Annotated in this window: 16 protein-coding genes; 6 read left to right on the forward strand and 10 right to left on the reverse strand. The window is 38.6% G+C overall.

Going from position 1 to position 21,027, the window contains the following annotated elements; translation table 11 throughout:
* Positions 1-753: 753 nt before the first annotated feature.
* Entirely contained in the window at positions 754-1,113 is a 360-nt protein-coding gene (locus R3E32_17435) for a T9SS type A sorting domain-containing protein (GenBank protein MEZ4886524.1), read from the reverse strand.
* Positions 1,114-1,557: 444 nt separating this feature from the next.
* On the opposite strand from R3E32_17435, the gene R3E32_17440 reads away from it, so the two are divergent.
* From R3E32_17440 to R3E32_17455, 4 genes are all read left to right on the forward strand, one after another.
* Positions 1,558-3,336, forward strand: a complete 1,779-nt coding sequence (locus R3E32_17440) for an ABC transporter ATP-binding protein (protein MEZ4886525.1) — start codon at positions 1,558-1,560, stop codon at positions 3,334-3,336.
* Positions 3,337-3,539: 203 nt separating this feature from the next.
* Entirely contained in the window at positions 3,540-4,376 is an 837-nt protein-coding gene (locus R3E32_17445; protein ID MEZ4886526.1) for a DUF6602 domain-containing protein, read from the forward strand.
* 344 nt (positions 4,377-4,720) lie between these two features.
* Entirely contained in the window at positions 4,721-5,608 is an 888-nt protein-coding gene (gene ygiD / locus R3E32_17450) for a 4,5-DOPA dioxygenase extradiol (GenBank protein ID MEZ4886527.1), read from the forward strand.
* A gap of 142 nt (positions 5,609-5,750) precedes the next feature.
* Positions 5,751-7,238: a cryptochrome/photolyase family protein gene (locus R3E32_17455; GenBank protein MEZ4886528.1), complete on the forward strand. Its 1,488-nt coding sequence runs from the start codon at positions 5,751-5,753 to the stop codon at positions 7,236-7,238.
* 270 nt (positions 7,239-7,508) lie between these two features.
* Here the strand turns inward: R3E32_17455 and R3E32_17460 are convergent, their stop codons facing one another.
* Positions 7,509-8,456, reverse strand: coding sequence for a 2-oxoglutarate and iron-dependent oxygenase domain-containing protein (locus R3E32_17460; protein MEZ4886529.1), 948 nt, complete (start codon positions 8,454-8,456; stop codon positions 7,509-7,511).
* Positions 8,457-8,613: 157 nt separating this feature from the next.
* Here R3E32_17460 and R3E32_17465 point away from each other — a divergent pair, with 157 nt between their 5' ends.
* Positions 8,614-11,622 (forward strand): T9SS type A sorting domain-containing protein, encoded by a 3,009-nt coding sequence (locus tag R3E32_17465; GenBank protein ID MEZ4886530.1) that lies wholly within the window; start codon positions 8,614-8,616, stop codon positions 11,620-11,622.
* A gap of 157 nt (positions 11,623-11,779) precedes the next feature.
* Here R3E32_17465 and R3E32_17470 read toward each other — a convergent pair whose 3' ends face one another.
* A complete protein-coding gene (locus tag R3E32_17470; GenBank protein MEZ4886531.1) occupies positions 11,780-12,541 on the reverse strand; it encodes a phosphatase PAP2 family protein in 762 nt (253 codons plus the stop codon).
* A 126-nt stretch (positions 12,542-12,667) separates the two neighbouring features.
* Between R3E32_17470 and R3E32_17475 the strand changes: the two genes are divergently transcribed.
* Positions 12,668-13,189: a DinB family protein gene (locus tag R3E32_17475; protein MEZ4886532.1), complete on the forward strand. Its 522-nt coding sequence runs from the start codon at positions 12,668-12,670 to the stop codon at positions 13,187-13,189.
* 18 nt (positions 13,190-13,207) lie between these two features.
* Here R3E32_17475 and R3E32_17480 read toward each other — a convergent pair whose 3' ends face one another.
* The 7 genes from R3E32_17480 to R3E32_17510 form a co-directional block, all read right to left on the reverse strand.
* Positions 13,208-14,008: an undecaprenyl-diphosphate phosphatase gene (locus tag R3E32_17480; protein MEZ4886533.1), complete on the reverse strand. Its 801-nt coding sequence runs from the start codon at positions 14,006-14,008 to the stop codon at positions 13,208-13,210.
* A gap of 66 nt (positions 14,009-14,074) precedes the next feature.
* Positions 14,075-14,326 carry a DUF3098 domain-containing protein gene (locus R3E32_17485; GenBank protein ID MEZ4886534.1) on the reverse strand — a complete coding sequence of 84 codons (252 nt, stop codon included), beginning with the start codon at positions 14,324-14,326 and terminating at the stop codon, positions 14,075-14,077.
* Positions 14,327-14,593: 267 nt separating this feature from the next.
* Entirely contained in the window at positions 14,594-15,481 is an 888-nt protein-coding gene (gene gldN / locus R3E32_17490) for a gliding motility protein GldN (protein ID MEZ4886535.1), read from the reverse strand.
* 350 nt (positions 15,482-15,831) lie between these two features.
* Positions 15,832-17,373, reverse strand: a complete 1,542-nt coding sequence (gldM, locus tag R3E32_17495) for a gliding motility protein GldM (protein ID MEZ4886536.1) — start codon at positions 17,371-17,373, stop codon at positions 15,832-15,834.
* Between the two features lie 81 nt (positions 17,374-17,454).
* On the reverse strand, positions 17,455-18,261 hold the full coding sequence (gene gldL, locus R3E32_17500; protein MEZ4886537.1) for a gliding motility protein GldL: 807 nt from the start codon (positions 18,259-18,261) through the stop codon (positions 17,455-17,457).
* Positions 18,262-18,417: 156 nt separating this feature from the next.
* Positions 18,418-19,686 carry an SUMF1/EgtB/PvdO family nonheme iron enzyme gene (locus R3E32_17505; protein ID MEZ4886538.1) on the reverse strand — a complete coding sequence of 423 codons (1,269 nt, stop codon included), beginning with the start codon at positions 19,684-19,686 and terminating at the stop codon, positions 18,418-18,420.
* A gap of 95 nt (positions 19,687-19,781) precedes the next feature.
* Positions 19,782-20,741, reverse strand: coding sequence for a type IX secretion system membrane protein PorP/SprF (locus R3E32_17510; GenBank protein ID MEZ4886539.1), 960 nt, complete (start codon positions 20,739-20,741; stop codon positions 19,782-19,784).
* Positions 20,742-21,027 lie beyond the last annotated feature (286 nt).

Below are 21,027 nucleotides of genomic sequence, written 5' to 3' on the forward strand. Positions count from 1 at the left end.
ATAAACCCAAAGTCATCTATTACAATACTGTGATAGATGACTTTCTTGTTATCATGCTAAATGAATTCCATCATTTAACTGCAATTCTTTTTAATATACACACTAATTTATTTTAAAGTCAAATTTTATAAAAAGAGGTTGATTTTACGAATAAAAGCTTTAGATTGAAACCCCCTCTGTGATAATTGAAATTCTTAAAATCTTTTTTTGCATTGAAATTTTATATATTTGCAGACGGAATCCTAAAAATAATGTTATGAAAGTTGATATTTTATTTTGCAATCCATTAAAAACTGTTTATATTTAACCTTACTCACTACTCTAAACAGAAGCTAATACAATGGTATTAGGTAAAAAAACATTTTGACTCTGAAAAACTGAAATACAAGAAAAAGCATTCAAAACTGAAATTAATATTGGCATGATATTCGTCAAAATAATAGTATAGTGAAACTTGTTTCGACTGTTAGACGTATCTTGACTATATAATAAAGATATGCAGTGTTGTCTATCATAAGCAAAATTACTCTTTCTACTCTGGTGGTTAATTGTTGAAAAATTTGTGTGTGTGTGTAATTTCTTCTTTCAACTTCTATACTTCCACTTCTATAACTGAGTGATCATTTGCAATCTTAAATGATACAGCACTGCTCTTTTTTTTTAATTTTACTTTAAATTATTATATACAAAAAAAATGTCCGATTCACTCAATAATGGAGCGAATCGGACATTTTTTATTTTCAAACAGAGGATTTATCTTGAAATTACCAACATTTCTGTCCAAACCTTTCCAGAGGCAGTACGGACTTCAACTTTATAAGTGCCACCACTCCAATTAGTTGTATTGACTTCTACATTTTGAGTTTTTCCTTTAAGCACACGTTTTTCATTCATCAATTCTGCAATATAACGACCTTCCATATCATACACATTCATCCAGACTTTGGTGTTTTGAGGTACTTTGAAGGCAATGTTTGTAGTCGTTTCAGCTTGTTTTGTTTTCATTTTGAAGTTAGGGCGAGCAGTTGCATTGGTATTAACCAATACCAAAACAACCATCATCAAAATAGTAGCAGCTAATTTAGCGTTGATATTTGCAGTTGTGTATCGCATAATGATTGTTTTTTGAAATGAAAAAAATGTGTCTGACTAATTGACTTACATTTGTTAATGATGGTCATTGAAGGAATGTAAACACCAAAGAATGAAAATTAAAATGAACATCAAAAGATGACAAATTAATCGGGCTATCTATAAATTTTAGACTTTGGACGAAAGAAGTAGGAAGTAAGATGCAAGATATAAAAAGTTGATAATCAAAATTTTAACTCATTGACGTGATTGGGTGCAAATAATTGGTTATTAATCAATTAAGCTCTTACTTCTTGCATCTTTGCTCCTTCGTCCAAAGTCCAAATAAATTGCAGATACAAACTTATTTTTCTACAAAAACATCAATTTTGCAGCTTATCAGAAAGATAAATTGTTCATTCCAAAGATTAACCCTATTTTTAAATTTGGTTTTCATTTTCATTTCGATTTTCATTCTTTAGCAATATGAGTCAATTACTATTACAGGTCAACAACCTACAAACGCATTTTAAGACAGACGAAGGTTTGGTGAAAGCCGTCAATGACGTGAGTTTTACCCTCAATCGAGGCGAAACTTTGGGCATTGTGGGCGAATCGGGTTCGGGTAAATCTGTTACCTCTCTTTCTATTATGCAATTGATTCCCAATCCTCCAGGATTCATTGCAGGCGGTGAAATCTTGTTTAGCAACCGAAAAGGCGAACAGGTGGATTTGGTGAAACTGCCCGAAAAGGAAATACGCAAGTATCGGGGCAACGAGATTGCCATGATTTTTCAAGAACCCATGACCTCCCTCAATCCCGTTTTTACCTGCGGTGACCAAGTGATGGAAGCAATTTTACTGCATCAAAAAGTGAGTAAGCCCATTGCTCAGGCTTTGACGATTGAATTATTTGAAAAAGTACAACTGCCTACGCCTGAACGCATCTTCAAAGCCTATCCGCACCAACTGTCTGGTGGTCAAAAACAAAGGGTGATGATTGCGATGGCGATGTCTTGCAATCCCAGTATCTTGATTGCGGATGAACCGACAACGGCTTTGGATGTGACCGTCCAAAAAACGATTTTGGAAATGATGTCCAAGTTGAAGAGCGAAATTGATTCTTCTGTTATTTTCATTACCCACGATTTGGGTGTTATTGCAGAGATTGCCGATCGGGTGATTGTGATGTACAAGGGCAAAATTGTGGAACAAGGCAATGTGTTTGATATTTTTTCCAACCCACAACATCCTTATACCAAAGGACTTTTGGCTTGTCGTCCGCCTTTGGGTAAGCGGTTGAGCAAGTTGCCAACGGTGAACGATTTTATGGGTTTTGATGACGAAGGCAAAATGATTGAAAAGGTTTCTTCTGTCGAAGAAATGATTAAATCCGTAGAGATTAGCCCTGCTCAAACCTCAGCCCGTTATGAAAAATTGTTGGCGCAAGAACCGATTTTGCAGGTGAAAGGTTTGAAGACTTGGTTTCCTGCAAAGAAAAACTTTTTTGGGAAGGTTTTGAGTTATGTCAAAGCAGTGGACGATGTGAGTTTTGATGTATATCCTGGCGAAACGCTGGGTTTGGTGGGTGAATCGGGTTGTGGTAAAACAACTTTGGGGCGGACGATTTTGAGATTGGCTCCTGCAAAAGAAGGCGAAATTATCTACAAAGGTCGTTCGGTCTTGGATTTGAGTCAGTCGGACATGAAAGATTTGCGAAAGGAAATGCAAATCATTTTTCAAGACCCCTATTCTTCACTCAACCCCCGCCTCACCATCGGCAATGCCATCATGGAACCCATGCAAGTGCATGGAATCCTCGGCAGTGATGCAGAACGCAAAGACCGAGTCATCGAACTGCTCGAAACTTGCAATATGCTTCCCGAACACTTCAACCGCTATCCACATGAGTTTTCGGGTGGTCAGCGTCAGCGGATTTGCATTGCCCGTGCTTTGGGCTTGAATCCCAAGTTTATTATTTGCGATGAATCCGTGTCGGCTTTGGATGTGTCGGTACAGGCGCAGGTTTTGAACCTTTTGATTGAACTCCGTGAAAAATTCCAGTTTACCTACATTTTTATTTCGCATGACCTTTCGGTGGTGAAGTTTATGAGCGACCGCATGATTGTAATGAATCAAGGCAAGATTGAAGAAATGGGCATTGCAGATGAGATTTACAATCATCCTCAACGGGCTTATACGCAGAAATTGATTGCTGCAATTCCGAAAGGGGAATTGAAGGATATTGAAGCGAGGATGGGGTAGAGGAATGTTTATTAAATTATTGAAAGCTTTTTGGTTAGCGGTAGGTGTCAAATATTTTATGTGTGAATAGGAGTTATTATTTGAACATTAAAAAAAATATACACTAAATTATTCAAAATGATTTGTAAAGAGCAACACTATGGATATTATTAGTACAACAGGAATTATTGTAAGTAGCCCTGAATTAAACCATACATATTCAAATGAATAAAAGATATTTCGAGATATTCAAAACTAAGGTGGACAACTTCATCTCTGAACTCCGAAGGTCAAAATCTTTATATGAGGATTTAAAGAAAAAAAATAAGCTCTTGCATTCAGGAGAGTATGGTATGTTTAAAGAAAGAACATTTAAAGAATTAATAGAATTCATCAAGCCTTATAAAATTGAAACAACAGATGGATATGTAATTAACTCTTACGATGAAACATCCACTCAATGTGACTTAATACTTTTTGATAAACTAAATACACCATTAATCCAATTTGGTGATAGGTACCAATTTATACCTGCTGAATCTGTTGTAGCGATTGGAGAAATTAAATCAACTCTTTCTAAATTAGACTTAATTGAAACGGCAGTTAAGCTTGCTAAAAACAAAGCCCTATGCAGACCTTCACAGGAATTTATTAATTTAAATCCAGGTTTTAAAAATGAATTATTTGTTCCATTTTCATTTATTATTTGTGATGGCATAACTGGAATTAATAAAGGTTATTCCTTTAAGGATTTAGTTATAGACTTAGCAAAAAGATATAAGAATGAAGGTGTAGATATCAACAACTACTTTAACATTATAATTAGTCTAACTGATAAAAAAGTATTTGGATATAGGACATCAAAAGAATATAAGTCTCCTAATGTTCCAATAGGCACAAAGATTTATTACCCTAAACGTTTTGGAGATGTTATGAATGGCTCTATTGTTGATTGTGCAGACCAGTATAATTTAATGCGAGAATTTGCCGTAGCACTGACAAATAGCTTAAATCAAAGACCAACTTATATTCCAGATTTGGTTGATTATTTATGGGAATGAAAAAATAAATCGTTAATCAAGTAGAGAATACACCCCGTGATTAAGTAGAGTGCACCTCTCATACCACCCTACGGGCTCGTACTTGGCGTTTCGAGGTTAATGCCTAACGCTGTGACAGTAGTTCACCAAACATTCATCCCCCCTTTTCTCCAACTATTTATGGAGTCACTACGTCTGGAAAGGAGTGGCAGTTTCTCCAACTAAAGGGCAAAAATCTTTTGATTGACGAAATCAGCTATTTTAAAAAAAAGGAATTGGATACAATCATAGGGATTTTGGATGAGGTAATTGAAGGATTTCTAAAGGATTTTTAGTTTCTTTGCTGTAACCAAAAACAAATCACCATGAACCGAAAAACATTTCTCAAATCACTGGCAGTAATCCCTTTAGCAGCAGGAACTATGAAACTAACCGAACTCAATAAAATCACCCAACCATACGGCAATACCGACAAAATGCCCGTCTTGTTTTTGGGGCATGGCAGCCCGATGAATGCCATTGAAGAAAACGAATTTGTGCAGGGTTTCCGAAAAGTGGGTGCAGAAATTCCCAAACCAACAGCCATTTTAGTCGTGTCGGCACATTGGGAAACAAGGGGAACTTTTGTGACGGCAATGGAAAAGCCCCGAACGATTCACGATTTTGGCGGATTTCCACAAGCCCTGTTTGATGTGCAATATCCCGCCCCTGGCAGCCCTGAAATGGCGCAAGAAACCAAAAACATTGTGACCAAAACCAGTATTGGTTTGGACGACAAATGGGGATTGGACCACGGTGCTTGGTCGGTGGTCAAACATTTGTACCCCAATGCCGATGTCCCTGTTTTTCAATTGAGTTTGGATTACAGACAAACGCCTCAATACCACTATGAGTTGGCAAAAGAACTCGCTGCTCTTCGCCAAAAAGGCGTATTGATTATTGGCAGCGGCAATATGGTTCACAATCTCCGAATGGTGGCTTGGGACAAAATGAACGTGGTAGGTGGATATGGCTACGACTGGGCAATTGAAGCGAGTGAAAAAATGAAACAAGCCATTCTTTCCGACAATCACCAAACCTTGATTGACTTCCAATCACAAGGCAGGGCTTTTGACCTCGCTATTCCTACGCCCGAACACTATTTGCCTTTGCTCTATGCTTTGGCATTGAAGGAAGAAAACGAAAAGATGAGTTTGTTCAACGACAAGGCTTTGGCAGGGTCGTTGACGATGACTTCGGTGAAGGTTGGGTAAGGATTTCCAAAGGCCTAATTTCACTCAACACACTCCAACAGATTTTTTTATTTTTTCTTTCAACCAATTTGCCACAAGCCTGTTTATCTTACCATTACAAAAGACAACTACTTAGATTAGGGTAAACAGATTCAACAACAGCATGAACGCCATTAACCTCGTATTCCCACACCAACTTTTCCGAGAAAGTCCCATTATAGAGAACGAGCTGCCAATTTATTTGGTAGAAGAATTTCTTTTTTTCAAACAATATCCTTTCCACAAACAAAAAATTGCCTTTCACCGTGCAAGTATGCAATCTTACCTACACTATCTTCAATCGAAAAACAAGGGGGTTCACTACATAGAAGCCCATGAAAAACAGTCCGATATTCGGGTGTTGATTCCTGCATTACAAGAGCAAGGCATCCAATCCATTCACTACATTGACCCAACAGACAACTGGCTATCGAACAGGTTAAAAATTGCAGCCTCTCAAGTAGATATTTCCCTTCAATCTTATGACAACCTGCTATTCCTAAATACCCCTTCTGATTTGACGTCGTTTTTCAAGCCTTCGCAAAAGAAATTTTTTCAGACGAAATTTTACATAGAGCAGCGAAAGAATCGAGGTATTTTGATGACCGACGAAAATAGTCCTATGGGTGGTAAGTGGAGTTTTGATGCGGCAAATCGCAAGAAATATCCCAAGAAAAAGACTCCTCCAAAAATCAGCTATCCCGAAAACAATCCATTTTATGAGGAAGCCAAAATGTATGTGAACCAACACTTTCAAGATCACCTAGGGGAACTAATAGATGCGCCCCTCTACCCTACAGACTATGATTCCAGTCAAAAATGGCTCAAAGAGTTCTTAAAACAACGCTTTGAAGATTTTGGAGCTTATGAGGATGCTATTGTCAACGGAGAATCCATTTTACACCACAGCGTACTAACCCCAATGCTAAATGTAGGACTCCTTACACCTCAGGAAGTTCTGGATGCTGCTTTTGACTGCGCCAAAGAATACGGTATTCCGATAAACTCCAATGAGGGTTTTGTTCGACAAATCATTGGTTGGCGAGAGTTTATTCGAGGTATGTACGAGTGTAAAGGGACTGAACAGCGAACCAAAAATTTTTGGGGTTTTGATAGAAAAATTCCCAAGTCATTTTACGATGGCACAACGGGAATTCCTCCAATTGACAACACCATCCAAAAGGTACTGAAAACAGGTTACTGCCACCACATCGAGCGATTGATGATTTTGGGCAACTTTATGGTCTTGTGCGAATTTGACCCAGATGACGTCTATCAATGGTTTATGGAACTGTTCATTGATGCCTATGATTGGGTGATGGTTCCCAATGTTTATGGCATGAGTCAGTTTGCAGATGGCGGTTTGATGAGTACCAAACCGTACATCAGTGGCAGCAATTATCTGATGAAAATGAGCGATTATCCAAAGGGTGATTGGCAAAACATTTGGGATGCTTTGTTTTGGAGATTCATGCACGTAAACCGTGATTTTTTTCAGAAAAACCCTCGTTTGGGTATGCTGATTGGAAGTTTCGATAAGATGCCTAGTAAAAAGCAAGAAAACTTAATCAATACTGCCAATGACTACCTCCAAAATTTGATTGACTCCTAATAGACTTGCTCCATTCATCTATTCCACCAAAATCTTCCCACTCCCAACCAATTCATTATTTTCTCCCACAAGTCTAAACAAATAAACTCCCGTCTCCAATTCTTCTCGCTTCAATATCCATTTTCACTCTCTATTTTTATTTTCAAAACTTTCGGTAGTTCTAAACAATATTCACCAAAAACTACAATGATTCACTATCTTTCACCGTAAAAAAAAGCTGCCACAAATCATTTTGCAGCAGCTTCATGTAAAAAAAAAATCTTGTGTGATTTATTTCTTCAACCCAATCTCTCTCAATCGCTCATCCAAATAACCGCCTGCCGTAATCGGTTCGTATTGAATCGGATGACCTTCCGTCACACAGTTCTCCAAACAGGTTAAATCCATTTCGGAACGAGGATGCAAAAAGAACGGAATCGAATAACGGGAAGTATTCCATTTTTCACGAGGCGGATTCACCACCCGATGCGTTGTAGAGCGCAATTTGTTGTTGGTCAATCGTTGCAGCATATCGCCCACGTTCACTACGATTTCGCCAGGTCCCGCATTGATGGGCAGCCACACATTTTCTTTGTTCAGCAGTTCCAAACCGTCCGCAGAAGCACCAACCAAAAGGGTAATCAAGTTGATGTCTTCGTGCTGTTCTGCCCGAATCGCATTTTTGGGTTCTTCGGTAATCGGCGGATAGTGAATTGCCCGCAAAATGCTGTTCCCATTGTGGATTTTATCATCAAAAAAATGCTCGTCCAAATCCAAATATATCGCAATCGCTTGCAGCAAATATTTACCCGATTCCTCAAAACTTCGATAAGCTTTTTGGATTACCTCATTGAAGGCAGGCAAATCTTCCACCATCACATTGTCGGGGTAATGGTCTTTCGGCATATCTTCTCCTTGAACCGTTTGTCCCCATTGGTAAAACTCCTTCAAATCTGGTGCATCGCTCCCTTTGGCGTGTTCCTTTCCAAATGAAGTATAACCCCGCTGTCCCGCCAAACCTTCTACTTCACATTGTTTTTTCTTAACTTTAGGAAGGTCAAAAAAGGCCTTTACTTGATTGTACAATACTTCAATTGTTTCATCGCTGATACCATGATTGACCACCGATACAAAACCAACATCTTCATAAGCTTTGCCCAACTTTTCTACAAAAGCCTGCTTTTGTTCGTCATTGCCCTTAACAAACTCTGATAAATCAACTCTAGGAATTGTTCGCATAGGAAATTTTATTTTAAATTAGATATTTAGTAGTTAAAACAACAATAATAGAAAATTGGTTAAAATAACTTCACTTTTTACATTATTCTGAGCAGCAAATTTACTATTTAACAAGTCACTTATCATAAACTCGTTATTTACAAACCTAACTCTTCCGATGAAATTAAAATTTATTTACCTAACTTTTTTACTCCTTACTATTTTCGCTAACAATCTCACTGGCAATAATAACACTTCCTATGAGTTTACCATGGCAAACAGTGAACTCAACTCTTGCACAAATCAGGTCAATTTAGGTCTTGTCAGCTATCCTATTTGCAGTATTTCAGAAATTGCAGTAGATTTAGGCAACTGCAATGATGATGGAACGTACTCTTTGACGCTCAACTTCCAACACGAAAATACAACTAACAACTTCTTTGACCTCCATTTTGGAACAATCAATTTGGGCTTTTTTGCTTATGCCGATTTACCGATTACCATCGAATCTTTCCCAACGAATGGCGGCCCAAATGACAGTATCACGGTTTCGGACAATGACAACCCCGAATGTAGCGCAACGCTTGAATTTCCAGCCTTGGAATGTCCTGTGGTCGGTTGCGAAATTGGCGAATTGAATGTCGAAGTTTTGGACTGCAATGAGGATGGAAATTTTGCAGTCGTTATCAACTTTGAGTTTGCGAATGTGGGTGATGAGGGTTTCAGAGTGCGAGGAAATGGAATGAATTACGGCAATTTCAGTTATGCAAATCTGCCTATTACGATTGACGGTTTGGCGGGAAATGGTGAAACGAATTACGAGTTTATCGTGATTGACAATGCCATTGAAGGTTGTTCTTCGGCGGCTGGTATTGGTACAGTGGATTGCGGTATTGAAGGAGATTGCAGCATCACCAATGTTTTTGCAGAAGCAGGAGAATGTAATGGGGATGGGAATTTCTTTGTGGATATTGAGTTTGATGTGACGTTTGGCAGCGAACAGGGTTTTACGATTAGAGGAAATGGCACGAATTACGGTACGTTTCAATACGGTCAAAATTTCTATACCGTTGGGCCATTGGTCGGAGACGGCACTACGATTTACGAATTTGTGGTGCGAGATATTCAAATGGAAGGATGCTCAGGCGTGTTTGTTTTCGATGAACCTGTGGATTGTGGGGGTGGAGATTGCAGTATTTCGGAGATTGTGGTGAATGTGGGCGACTGCAATGAGGACGGCACCTACAGTTTGACGCTTGATTTTCAGCACGAAAATACCATCAACAATTTCTTCGATTTGCATTTTGGAGAAATCAACTTGGGCTTTTTTGCGTATGCAGATTTGCCGATTACCATCGAGTCTTTCCCTACGAATGGTGGTCCAAATGATAGCATCACCATTTCGGACAACGACAATCCTGAATGTACTGCAACGCTTGAGTTTGCAGTTCCAAACTGTGAGGTAGTGGAGTGTGCCATTGAAGGCTTGATCGTAGAAAATTTGGGCTGCAATGAAAACGGCAACTTTGCGGTAAGCATTGATTTTGACTTTGCAAATGTGGGTAATGAAGGATTCAAGCTGCGAGGAAATGGTGTGAATTACGGCAATTTCAGCTACGCAAATTTGCCGATTGTGATTGATGGCTTGGTGGGGAATGGCGAAACGAATTATGAGTTTGTGGTCATTGACAATGCCTTTGAAGGTTGTTCTACTGCCATTAATTTTGGTGTAGTGATTTGTGAAACAGCCGAATGTGTTATCTCCAATGTGATTGCTGAAGCGCATGAATGTGATGAGAATGGGATGTTTTTGGTGGACATTGCTTTTGATGTCGAAAATCCTGCTGCTCAGACTTTCAGAATTAGAGGAAATGGCACGAACTACGGTACGTTTGAATATGGACAGGATTTTTATACGATTGGGCCTTTGGTTGGAGATGGCACTACGATTTATGAGTTTATCGTGCGAGATACAGAAAACGAGGGCTGTTCGGCTTTCACTGGACTGGGACCGATTGACTGTACTGCGCCTGATTGCAGTCTTTTTGATGTGGAGTTGGTGGTTGGCGACTGTGCGGAAGATGGCACTTTTAATTTGATGGTAGATTTTGCGTTTGAAAATGTCAGTGAATTGGGTTTTGGAGTTTGGGTCAATGAGGAACTGTTTGGTGAATTTGCCTACAATGATTTGCCAATTACCCTTGCAGGTTTGGATGCAAATGCTGTGGCGATTTACAATATTGGCATCAGTGATTTGGGTTTTGAGTCTTGCGAAGTAGTCGAAATGATTCCTTCTCCCGATTGTCCTGTGCTGTTGTGTACGGCGGATGCGGGTACGATGCCTTCCGAAATGGTGTTGGTTTGTGACGAAGATGCGGCTTTGATTGCAGCCGAAGGAGTAGTTTTGGAGAATGACGATGTGTTGGTGTATGTGCTGCATACAAGTCCCGACGAAACGTTGGGCGATATTATCGAAATTTTCTTTTCGCCGCAAGTCGACAATGCAAACTTTTCAGCGAATACCAATACGGTTTATTATTTTTCTGCAATTGCTGGACCAGAAGGTGATACAGACGACAATTTTCCCGATTTGAATAGTGAATGTACGAAGATTGCAGCGGGTACGCCTGTGGTGTTTTTGCAGCCTATCGAGATAGTTGTTGCAGAAGATTGCAATATGGAAACAGGTAATGTTGAAGTGTCTTTTATTGTGATGGGAGGATTGCCTGCTTTTGATGAAAATGCACTGTACAATACGGATGGTAATGGTATTTTTCAAGGAGGCACTGGAGAAATATTTACATTTGGAGGAATTCCAAATGGAGATACTTATACCATTATTGCCACAGATGAAAGCGGGTGTTCTACTATATTTTTTAGTGAACCAGTAGTATGTTTTAATAATACTGCTATCCCTTTACAAACTCCAATCAGTTTTTCATTAGAAGAACTATCGCCAAACCCAGTGAGTGATTGGCTTCACCTCGAAATTACGGCTGCCATCCCACATGACATCACCATGCGTCTGTATGATGTGGCGGGTCGAATTTTGGCGGAAAACCTGCAATCCCTTCAAGTGGGCACAAATGACTTTGATTTGGATGCAAGTGCTTATCCTACTGGGGTTTATTTGCTTTATTTGCAGAACTCTGAGGGAGTGTTGGTGAAGCGGTTTGTGGTGGATTGAACACAGAGTCAGTGACACACAGAGGGTTTCGACTTACTTGGCGTGAACTCTTAAACGCAGAGAGGCGAAGCCAGAGAAGTTTTATTTGAAGTGAATTAAAGAAAGTAAGGTGTTGGATGTTCTGGAAAAGGGATATTCAACACCTTTTTCTTATACTTCAATTCAACTTCCTCTTATGCACCTGTGGTATCAATATCCCAACTGCCGCTCCAACAAGGTAACCAACAATAACATCAGTTGGATAGTGTTTTCCACCTCTCACTCTCAAAAATCCTGTAATGGCAGGAACAACAGCAGCTGTTCCCCACACAAAAGGGCGGAGTTTGGAGTCAGGATTGAAATCCTGAAACATTTTGGCAGACATGAAATAAAATCCTGCCGACAAAGCTGCATGTCCAGAATAGAAAGATGATGTTGCAGCAGGGCTTTGACGAATTTCGTAGGGCAGTTCTCTGTCGTAGAGGTAAGGGCGTTTGCGTTTCACCAGTTCTTTGGTCAAAGCCGTGAGCGAATAATTGATAAAGCCCACTTCCAAAAAGAAAAAGCCGATTTGCCCTGCATGATTTCGGGCATCTTTGTCTGCCAGCAATAGTAAAGGTGCTATGGGTGATGTGACCAATAAAATGTCACTTGCTTGCTGCGCCTGAATACTTTTACGTTTAAATGCCCAAGTATCAATACCTTTGAGGGTAGAAGGGTCAAGAGCATCCAATTCGTCTGTATTCAAAAAAGGTTTGTTCTTAAATTTTTTTGCACTGATAGTGACTGCCAATCCACTACCCAACATCAAAGGTATATCCAATTTTCCTTTGATAACATAAGGATTATCGACTTGAGCGACTAATTCTACTTGGTTATAACAAGTCAAAAATAGGCTGCAAAAAATGAGTAAATAGTGGGTCTGTTTTAATAAAATCATAGCACAAGTATAAGTTTTTTGATCATTCTACCCAAATTTTCTTCTGCAATGATGTAGATATTTCCATACAAAAGTCATTGAATTATTATTTTATACAACTATCTTTATCATTTCAAGCATTATTAAATGTCTAAATTAATCACCATGTCACTTTTCACCGAATTTATCCTTCAATCTATAGAATACATCCACCTCAATTTACCTCGCATTCACAAGTGTCTGAGCGAAATATCAGAAGAGGACCTTTGGAAACGCCCCAATGAACATTCTAACAGCATCGGAAATTTAATCGTGCATTTGTGTGGAAACATCACCCAATACATTCATTCTGGTTTGGGAGGAGAACCAGATATTAGAGAACGAGACTTGGAATTTAACCGTACAGGAGGCTTGAGCAAAGCACAGATTTACACCAAAATTGAAGCAGTTACGGATTTCGCCATCAAAATTTTGAAGGATTTAACGGAAGAAGATATATTGAGGGTACACAAAGTTCAAGGCTTTGAAATGTCAGGAGTAGCCATTATTGTCCATGTTACCGAACACTTTTCTTACCATACTGGGCAAATTACTTTCTACACCAAGTTGCTGACCGACAAAGATATGGGTTATTACGAAGGACAGGATTTGAATGTAACGGGCGAGTAAGTTCTACTTTCCTCAAAATCAGAGAAAAAACAATCCATATCCTATGGCTATTGCACCTACAATAAAACAGTAAAAGGAGAAGTAGATAATCTTACCTTTGTTCACCAAAGCTATCATCCAATTACAGGCAATCACTCCAGCTAAAAAAGCAGCTACAAAACCTGCAATATAAGGCATCATCGCAGTATCTTGACTTAACCCCGTATCTTCCGTCAAATCTTTGACCTTCAAAATAGTTGCCCCCAATATTGGAGCCAATACCATCAAGAAAGAAAACTTGGTAGCTGCTGTTCGGCTGATTCCCAATGCCAATGCCGTAGAAATAGTTGTTCCTGAGCGAGAGATACCAGGAAGAATGGCAACAGCTTGTGTCAAACCGATAATCAAAGCATCTTTGAATCCCACTTCTTTGGTTTCTTTCCTTTCGAGTTTGGTGAGAAATAAAATGCCTCCTGTAAGGATTAAAAAACAACCGACCATTACGATTCGCCCTTCAAACAGTGCATTGATTTGATCTTCAAAAAATAAACCAACCAATCCAACAGGAATCATCGAAACGGCTAATTTGGCAATGTATTGGGTTTCGGTATCCCATTGAAAGCGAAAAAGTCCTTGAATGAGTCCCCATATCGTTTTCCAAAATACAACAATGATACTCAACACCGTAGCACCATGCACAATGATGGTAAAAGTTGCATCATTCGCCCCTTCTACTCCTAACAATGCTTTTCCCAATTCGATATGACCACTGCTGCTGACAGGCAAAAATTCGGTCAATCCCTGCAAAATTCCTAAAATAATGGCTTCAATTATTGACATTCTTGGCAGATGATGAATAGTGAGTTATGAATGTTGAATAGTTTATCAAAATTGTGCCAAACTATTTTAAGAATCGGTTGGAGTTTCCTCAGGTTTGAGAAAAATGGCAATGACCTGCATCGCAAAACCTGACAAAATCACAATAGGAGCAATTATCGTTGCCCGCACACCATATATTTTGTCCACATCGTAGTTTTCCATTGGATTTTCAGAAGGCCCGACATTCATCAACATAAATCCAACCAAAATTAGTCCTATGCCAATAAGTACATAAATATAATTTTTCCTTCCAAATAACATTTTGTTGGGGAGACTCATAGTGCAATATAAAATTTAAAACGGTACAAATTTAAAACGTAAAAGTAAGCATATTTGCTTTCCCATGTATTACCCTCTTCAAAGATTTCGGTTCAATACTACAACGAAAGCCTCAACTTTGGTAAGTTGAGGCTTTTGTTTCTCGATTTAGAATTTTGAAGTTTATTCTGAAAAATCTGGAATGTTTGAAAACATGTATGCCCTCAAAAGAAAACTTCAAAAGTCTTTATCTCATACGAAAAACTTATTTTATTGGAACGAAATCAATTAGTAAGACCACAAATTGTGTTCTGTTTCAAACAATTCATTTTTAATTCTTTCAGATTCGATCAAAGCATCACGCCCAGTAGCGTAGTCCTTGATACGTCTGTCTTGAATATTCGACTCCTTCATGATATAACTTGCAAAAAAGCGCATTTCAAAGATATCATCCCAAGTTAAGCGCATTGCATCATTTTGAGGATTGAAGGTTTCGTAGTTGATAAAGTATTTACGAAATTCTGGGTAGTAAATCCAAAACATCGCTTCTTGTCCACGGTAATTTCCATTTTCGTCAATTACGTCACGAATAGGAGCCATTCCCAAAATACGCACCTGCATGGTAGAAGATTCTTCATCAAATACCCAATCTTCTTTCAAGCGAAACTGTTTTACTGATGTCCAATTGAACTCATTTCGTACAATCTCTTGTTTTTCTTCGTAAGTAACAGGATCAATAACAAAAATCGTGTCCACAGAATTTAGACGAGAATCCATATCTGCCTGAGTAGTAATTGTAGTAAAACTGTCATCTAAAAACATGCGAGCGTCAGGGTTTTTATTGATAATTTCCAACAATACCTGAATAAAAGGCTGCTCAGGATAGATAAAAGGCAAATTCATTTTTTGCTGTGTATCAATTACTCTCCAAACACGTTTTTGCCAGAAGACATCAGCTTCTCGAATATCATCGTATGCCAAGATTTTTTTCTCTTTTACAGATATCTTGTCATAAACACCATCCCTAACAATAGGAACAGGTGAGTTAGAAGGTGCTTCAGGCTGACCACCACCTTCTTCGCCATAGCCTTCTTTGTTGTCTTGTGCCAACGCAACATCAGGAGCAACAGTAAGACCTAAAAATAAAATGCTTGCAAGCAATAAGAAGTATTTCATTGTATCCAAAAAATTTTGAAGTTTGAATAAAGACAATTAATGTTAAAAATATAAGCCACAACTTCTATTTTAGATAATGTTTCTTATCAAAAATAATTGAAGTTGTTTTTCAATAGAATAGGTGAGGGAGTCGTACAAAAAAGAGAGTCGTTTTCAGTTTATTTGTTAGTCAGTATGAAAAACGCTCAAACTGTCTTTCATAGTATGAACGATGCTTCATTTTTTACACTGCAAAAATAAAAAAAGGGCGAGATAAAATTTTTATTCACAGCAATTAAATGAAGTGAAAACTATTTTATCGCACCCTATTCTTACTATATTAAATTAATCCGATGATAATATCACACAAATTAAATAATCTTGAAAGACATCGTTGGTAGTTTACGAGTAGTTCCGTCTGGACCTTTTACTCGAATATTGTCGAAGTAGTAAATATCTCCGACACTTGCTTTGCTAATCAATGCCTGTGCAGAGCCATTGAAGGCAGCTCCTTGATTGCTGATTACCTGCAAATCTTCACGAAGTTTTGCATAGGTCATCTCAAAACCCAACACGTCAAAACGAGCATCAAAATCGAAATCTTCTAAGATAGCCAAAACTCCACGTTGTGCACGCATCTCACCAGATTTCATACCACCACCAGCGTTCTTGCCTAATTTTGCAGTAGGATCAGGAATACGTTTTACACGGAATTTAACTCCTCCTGAATAAGTTCCACCTGTTGCCTTAGGCCCTGATACATTTACAGTAGCTTCCCCAGGAGAATTTACTCTAACAGTATAACTTCCGCCGTTTCCTTTTATCGTACCACCTGTCATAGAAACCTGTGTTTGGTCTTTACGAATACCTGTGATGGAAGCAGAAACAGGGTTATCCACACCAATGTAGAATACATTCATCTTGTCAGCAGAAACAACTGCAACGTGATCAGGTGGGTTTACCACCTCGTATTCCACTTTGTCAGTGTACGTCTTCGTTTCACCAGTACCTGTTTTAGTTGTAATGCTGATGTTCAAAGTTTGTTTACCAACCGAAGTTGTTTTTGTTTTGTAAACAGCCATACCATCTGCATCAAGAGGAAGCCCTCTGCCACCTGCACTAATAGTCGGGCGAGACATAGAACTTGTTGCCGCCAAATAAATCTTCGCTTCGAAGTCTTCGCCAGTTATCAGTTTAGTAGAGTTAGGAATCGCAGCTACTTTGAACTTGTCAAATAGAATTGTTTCTTCACTCACCTTGCTGAACAAGAGATCTACAAGTGCAGCTTCACTCGCAACGGCATCATTACTATACTTACTCAAAAGTGTTCTTACTGCTAAAGCAGGAATAGAACCGAATGTATAAGTACCCCAATCTACCTTGCGAGGACCATTTGCCACATCATCAGGAAGTTTGTTTACTTGTAATGTAATACTCGGTTCTGCGGCTTTTCTATCTTCTTCTTTTGTAAGAAGGTTTAGAAATTTATCACGATAAGATTGAATCGTATCATGCAGTTGCATACCCAATCCCTCTTCTACAAACATTCGATTTGGTGTATCCAAATCGTCTTTTTTCGCAAGTTCACCTGTTTCTTCCTCTATACCAACTTCTTGTACAAGTTTGGCATCAATCGAATTGATGTATTCTCTGAATTGAGCAGAATAAGCACGAGCTTTACCTGCTGCATCTAAGAATTCTTGACCTCTTTTTTCTTTATCTACTTTAATTTTGAAAGCTTCCATAGTATTGTTCACTTTCGTATTCAAGGCAGCTTCAGAGGTTTGAATACCTTCTCTCAATAATTTGAAGGCATTAAGGATTTCGGCGGACACGTTGAGTGCTAACAGCGCAATCAGCACCAAGTACATGATGTTGATCATCTGCTGCCGGGGTTCCTTTGGAATAGACATATATTACTTAATTTTTTAGGTTACATAATAAAATTACCAATGTTCGTACTATTGAGGAGTTGAATCCTCAAGTAATACTGTCTATTTGCCTTTAGCACCCATTGACATTGCAGAAAGCATGTTGCCATATACGGTGTTCAATGAACTCAAGTTCTGAGCCAATCCAGCCATTTGCGTTTTGTATTTCTTCGTATCTTCTACAGATTCGTTAAGATTTTCAATCGCATTGGTTAGGTTGCCATAGAATTTGTTCATTGCTTTCAAGTGATTATTGGTGTCTTGCAACTCCAATTCGTACACTGCGTTCAATGCTGCAAGGTTTTTAGAAACCGCTGAAACTTGTTCTTGGTATTTACGGGTATGTTCAGTAGCTATTTCTAACTCACCAGCTACCCCGGCAGCTTTATCATAAGCCAATTTCACTTTACCAAGAGATTCCGCAGCTGCCTTCGCACTTTTAGAATACTCACTTGTTGCACCTGTTGTGCTTGTTACGTCTGTTAGAGAAGCAAGGTTTTTACCTAACTCACCTAGATGACCGCCCAATCTTTTGATAAGGTTTTGGTTTACACCACTTTCGTCTAGTTGTCTGTTAAGTTCTGCTGTTACATTATCTACAGGCGCAGCTGTAGAAGAAATCGCATTTACTTTTGCTTTGTGGTCGTCCAAACCTGGATACAATTTTTCCCAGAAATACTCCTTGTGAGGAGGCAAGAAACCTTGAAGGAAGAAAATTGAAGCTTCCCAAATCATTGAGAACATCAATACTTCGTTCGCACCTTTCCAGTGCAGAATCTTGAACATTGCTCCGAGAATAATCATACCAGCTCCAAAACCAATCCACCAGTTTTTGAATCTTTGAAAGCCTTGAGAATGATACCAAGCCATAGTGTTGAATAAGTTTTTAAGTTTTTAAAAAAGAATAGTTTAGTTGAAACAAATCAACTTAGGAAGTTTTCACTACCGACAAAATAGATTGCAATGTAGTGAAAACTTCGTAGGATTAAAAATTGTGCGCTATTCACTTAATAAAAAAACGCTAAATTAATATTTATCATCGACAGAACGTCCGAGGAAGGTCAAAGTCGAACGGAAGCCAATGTATGATTTTGCAGTATCTTGATATTCCCAGTGACGAGTACCTGTTTGTATGTAATAAGCGATGTCTTTCCAAGAACCGCCTCTGATTACTTTTCTTCTCATTGTAGGAGTATCTTCTTCTTTTACGTCGTAACGAATATCAGGGTTCATGTCATGGTCAAAAGAGTAGGCATTTTCGTAGAAAGCGGTTGAAGTCCACTCCGATACGTTTCCTGACATATTGTATAGACCATAATCATTTGGGTGGTAAGAGTCTGCACGAACAGTGTAGAAACCACCATCTTCAGGGTAGTTACCTCTACCAGGTTTGAAGTTAGCCAACAAACAACCTCTTTGGTTTCTCACATAAGGTCCACCCCAAGGGTAAGGAGCATTTTCCAAGCCACCTCTTGCAGCATATTCCCATTCATGTTCAAAAGGAAGACGGAATTCTTCACTCATGGTTTCTACATTAGCATGGTCATTCCAGAATTTGGTTCTCCATGCACAGAAAGCCGCTGCTTGATTCCAGTTTACTCCCACTACAGGATAATCGTCAAAAGCAGGGTGAGAGAAGTAATTACGAGTCATTGGCTCATTGTAAGAATAAGAGAAATCATGTACCCAAGCCAAAGTATCGGGATAGATAGAAGCTTTTTCTGTTTTAATGAAAGAACTTCTTGCTTGATTTCTATTAGCAGTTTTTGCAGCTGCTTTCCAATCGTACCAATCATATTCAAAGACCAATTCAGTGGTATTCAAATCTTTTCTTCCCCAGAATTGATCGTCTCCTTGATAGTACATTCTTTCCAATGCACCAGCATCTTCTGAATCGGGCGACCAGTCAATGTCGTAAGTCCAATCAAGTTTTTGATCACCACTGTCTGTTTCATCAAAGTGACCCAAAAGTGTGTGTCCAATAGAGTCACGTACATAGTACACGAACTCACGGTATTCATTATTGGTAATTTCGGTCTCGTCCATGTAAAATCCTTGGATAGATTTGGACTTACTTCTTTGAACGAGCGAGTTATTGACATCTTGATCACTCGGTCCAGTATGGAATGTTCCTGAAGGAATGTAAGCCATACCATGAGGATTAATATGGTCCCAGTCGGGTCTGTCTAAAACCCCCATTACCTGCCCAGTATCATTCACTTGCTTGGAGCGTTGGCAACTAAAGTTAACGCATACAAGTAATATTAAAGCACAGCCTAATGCAAATCTTTTCATACGAAGAGCAATTTAAAACACAAGTTATATTAAAAAATAAGAAATATTTTTGAGTCGCAAAATTAGTTTAATTTGTTTTCCTTTCAAAATTTCGCTTACAAAAATCTCGGTGTATATATCGCCTTTCCTTTTTTTGTCGGAAGTATATTTTGAATCTTATAGTTCACCGATAATTCATGTGAGCCAGAACTGGCATTTCTTAGGGTAGATAGGGTAAAATCGTAGGAATACATAAGTGTTAGTTGACGACTAATATCAATTCCAGCTAATATAGAAACAGCATCGAATGAGTCAGGTTCGAGTCCCCGAAATGCTAATCCACCTTTAAAAATATCTCCAAAGGCAGCGATAGCACTTATCTCTCCTTGCAATTTCACCAAATCAGACTTTAGCAATAACGAGGGATACAAAACTATATTGCCTATCTCCATTTCATAAGCACTAAATAAGAAAAAATGACGGTTGAAACCAATTCCATAATTTTCTCCAGAAGGCGTACTAAAGTCGATTGTAGGTTCTAATAGATTTTGAGCAGACAAGCCGATAGTCAACTTATCAGACTGCAAATAAATACCAAACCCTGCATCAGGCGCAATTCCCGATGCTACTCCCAAAGGAATGAAATCATCTTGGTGATCAATTCCACCAATATAATCTCCACTTGGAGAACGGAGTTTATTCCCATTTATACTTTTTTGAATTCCTCCTATACTAAAGCCAATCGCAAGGTTAGCTCTCGCCCCTATTTTAGCTCGATAAGCATACGAAAGCATCAAGCCTGTGTTGCGTTCTGCCCCAAGCAAATCATTGACAATGTTTAATCCAATTCCACTTTTTATCCCTGCAACAGGCAAATGTACTCCTACCACTTGTGTCATAGGACTTCCTTCAATGCCCAACCATTGCATTCTAATTCCCGCCTCTACATTCACATCCTCCTTACTTCCAGCATAAGCAGGATTATAAGTCAAGCGGTTGTTCATATACTGAGTGAGTTGTGTAAATTGTTGAGCTCGACTCACCGTAGCACAACAGAACCAACTTACGAGTAACAATGTAATTGTTTTTTGCAGACTATTCATATACCAACTAAAAACGGCTATTAGATAAAATTATTGAGTAGCTTATTTTTTTTTCAATAATGAAGCAATTTAGATAACACAATTTTAGAGGAATATCCCCATTGGTTAGGAGAGTAGTTTTGAAAGGTTCAAATGTTTGTTTGATGTTCAATGGCGGCTTATTGACGAAACAACAATGAATTGAAAATAAAATACTTATGAAGTACAAAAAAACTTGCCCTCCATAAACAATTGAATATCAATAATAGTGTATTTTTTG

Source organism: Chitinophagales bacterium (genome assembly GCA_041392475.1).
Lineage (GTDB): Bacteria > Bacteroidota > Bacteroidia > Chitinophagales > UBA2359 > JAUHXA01.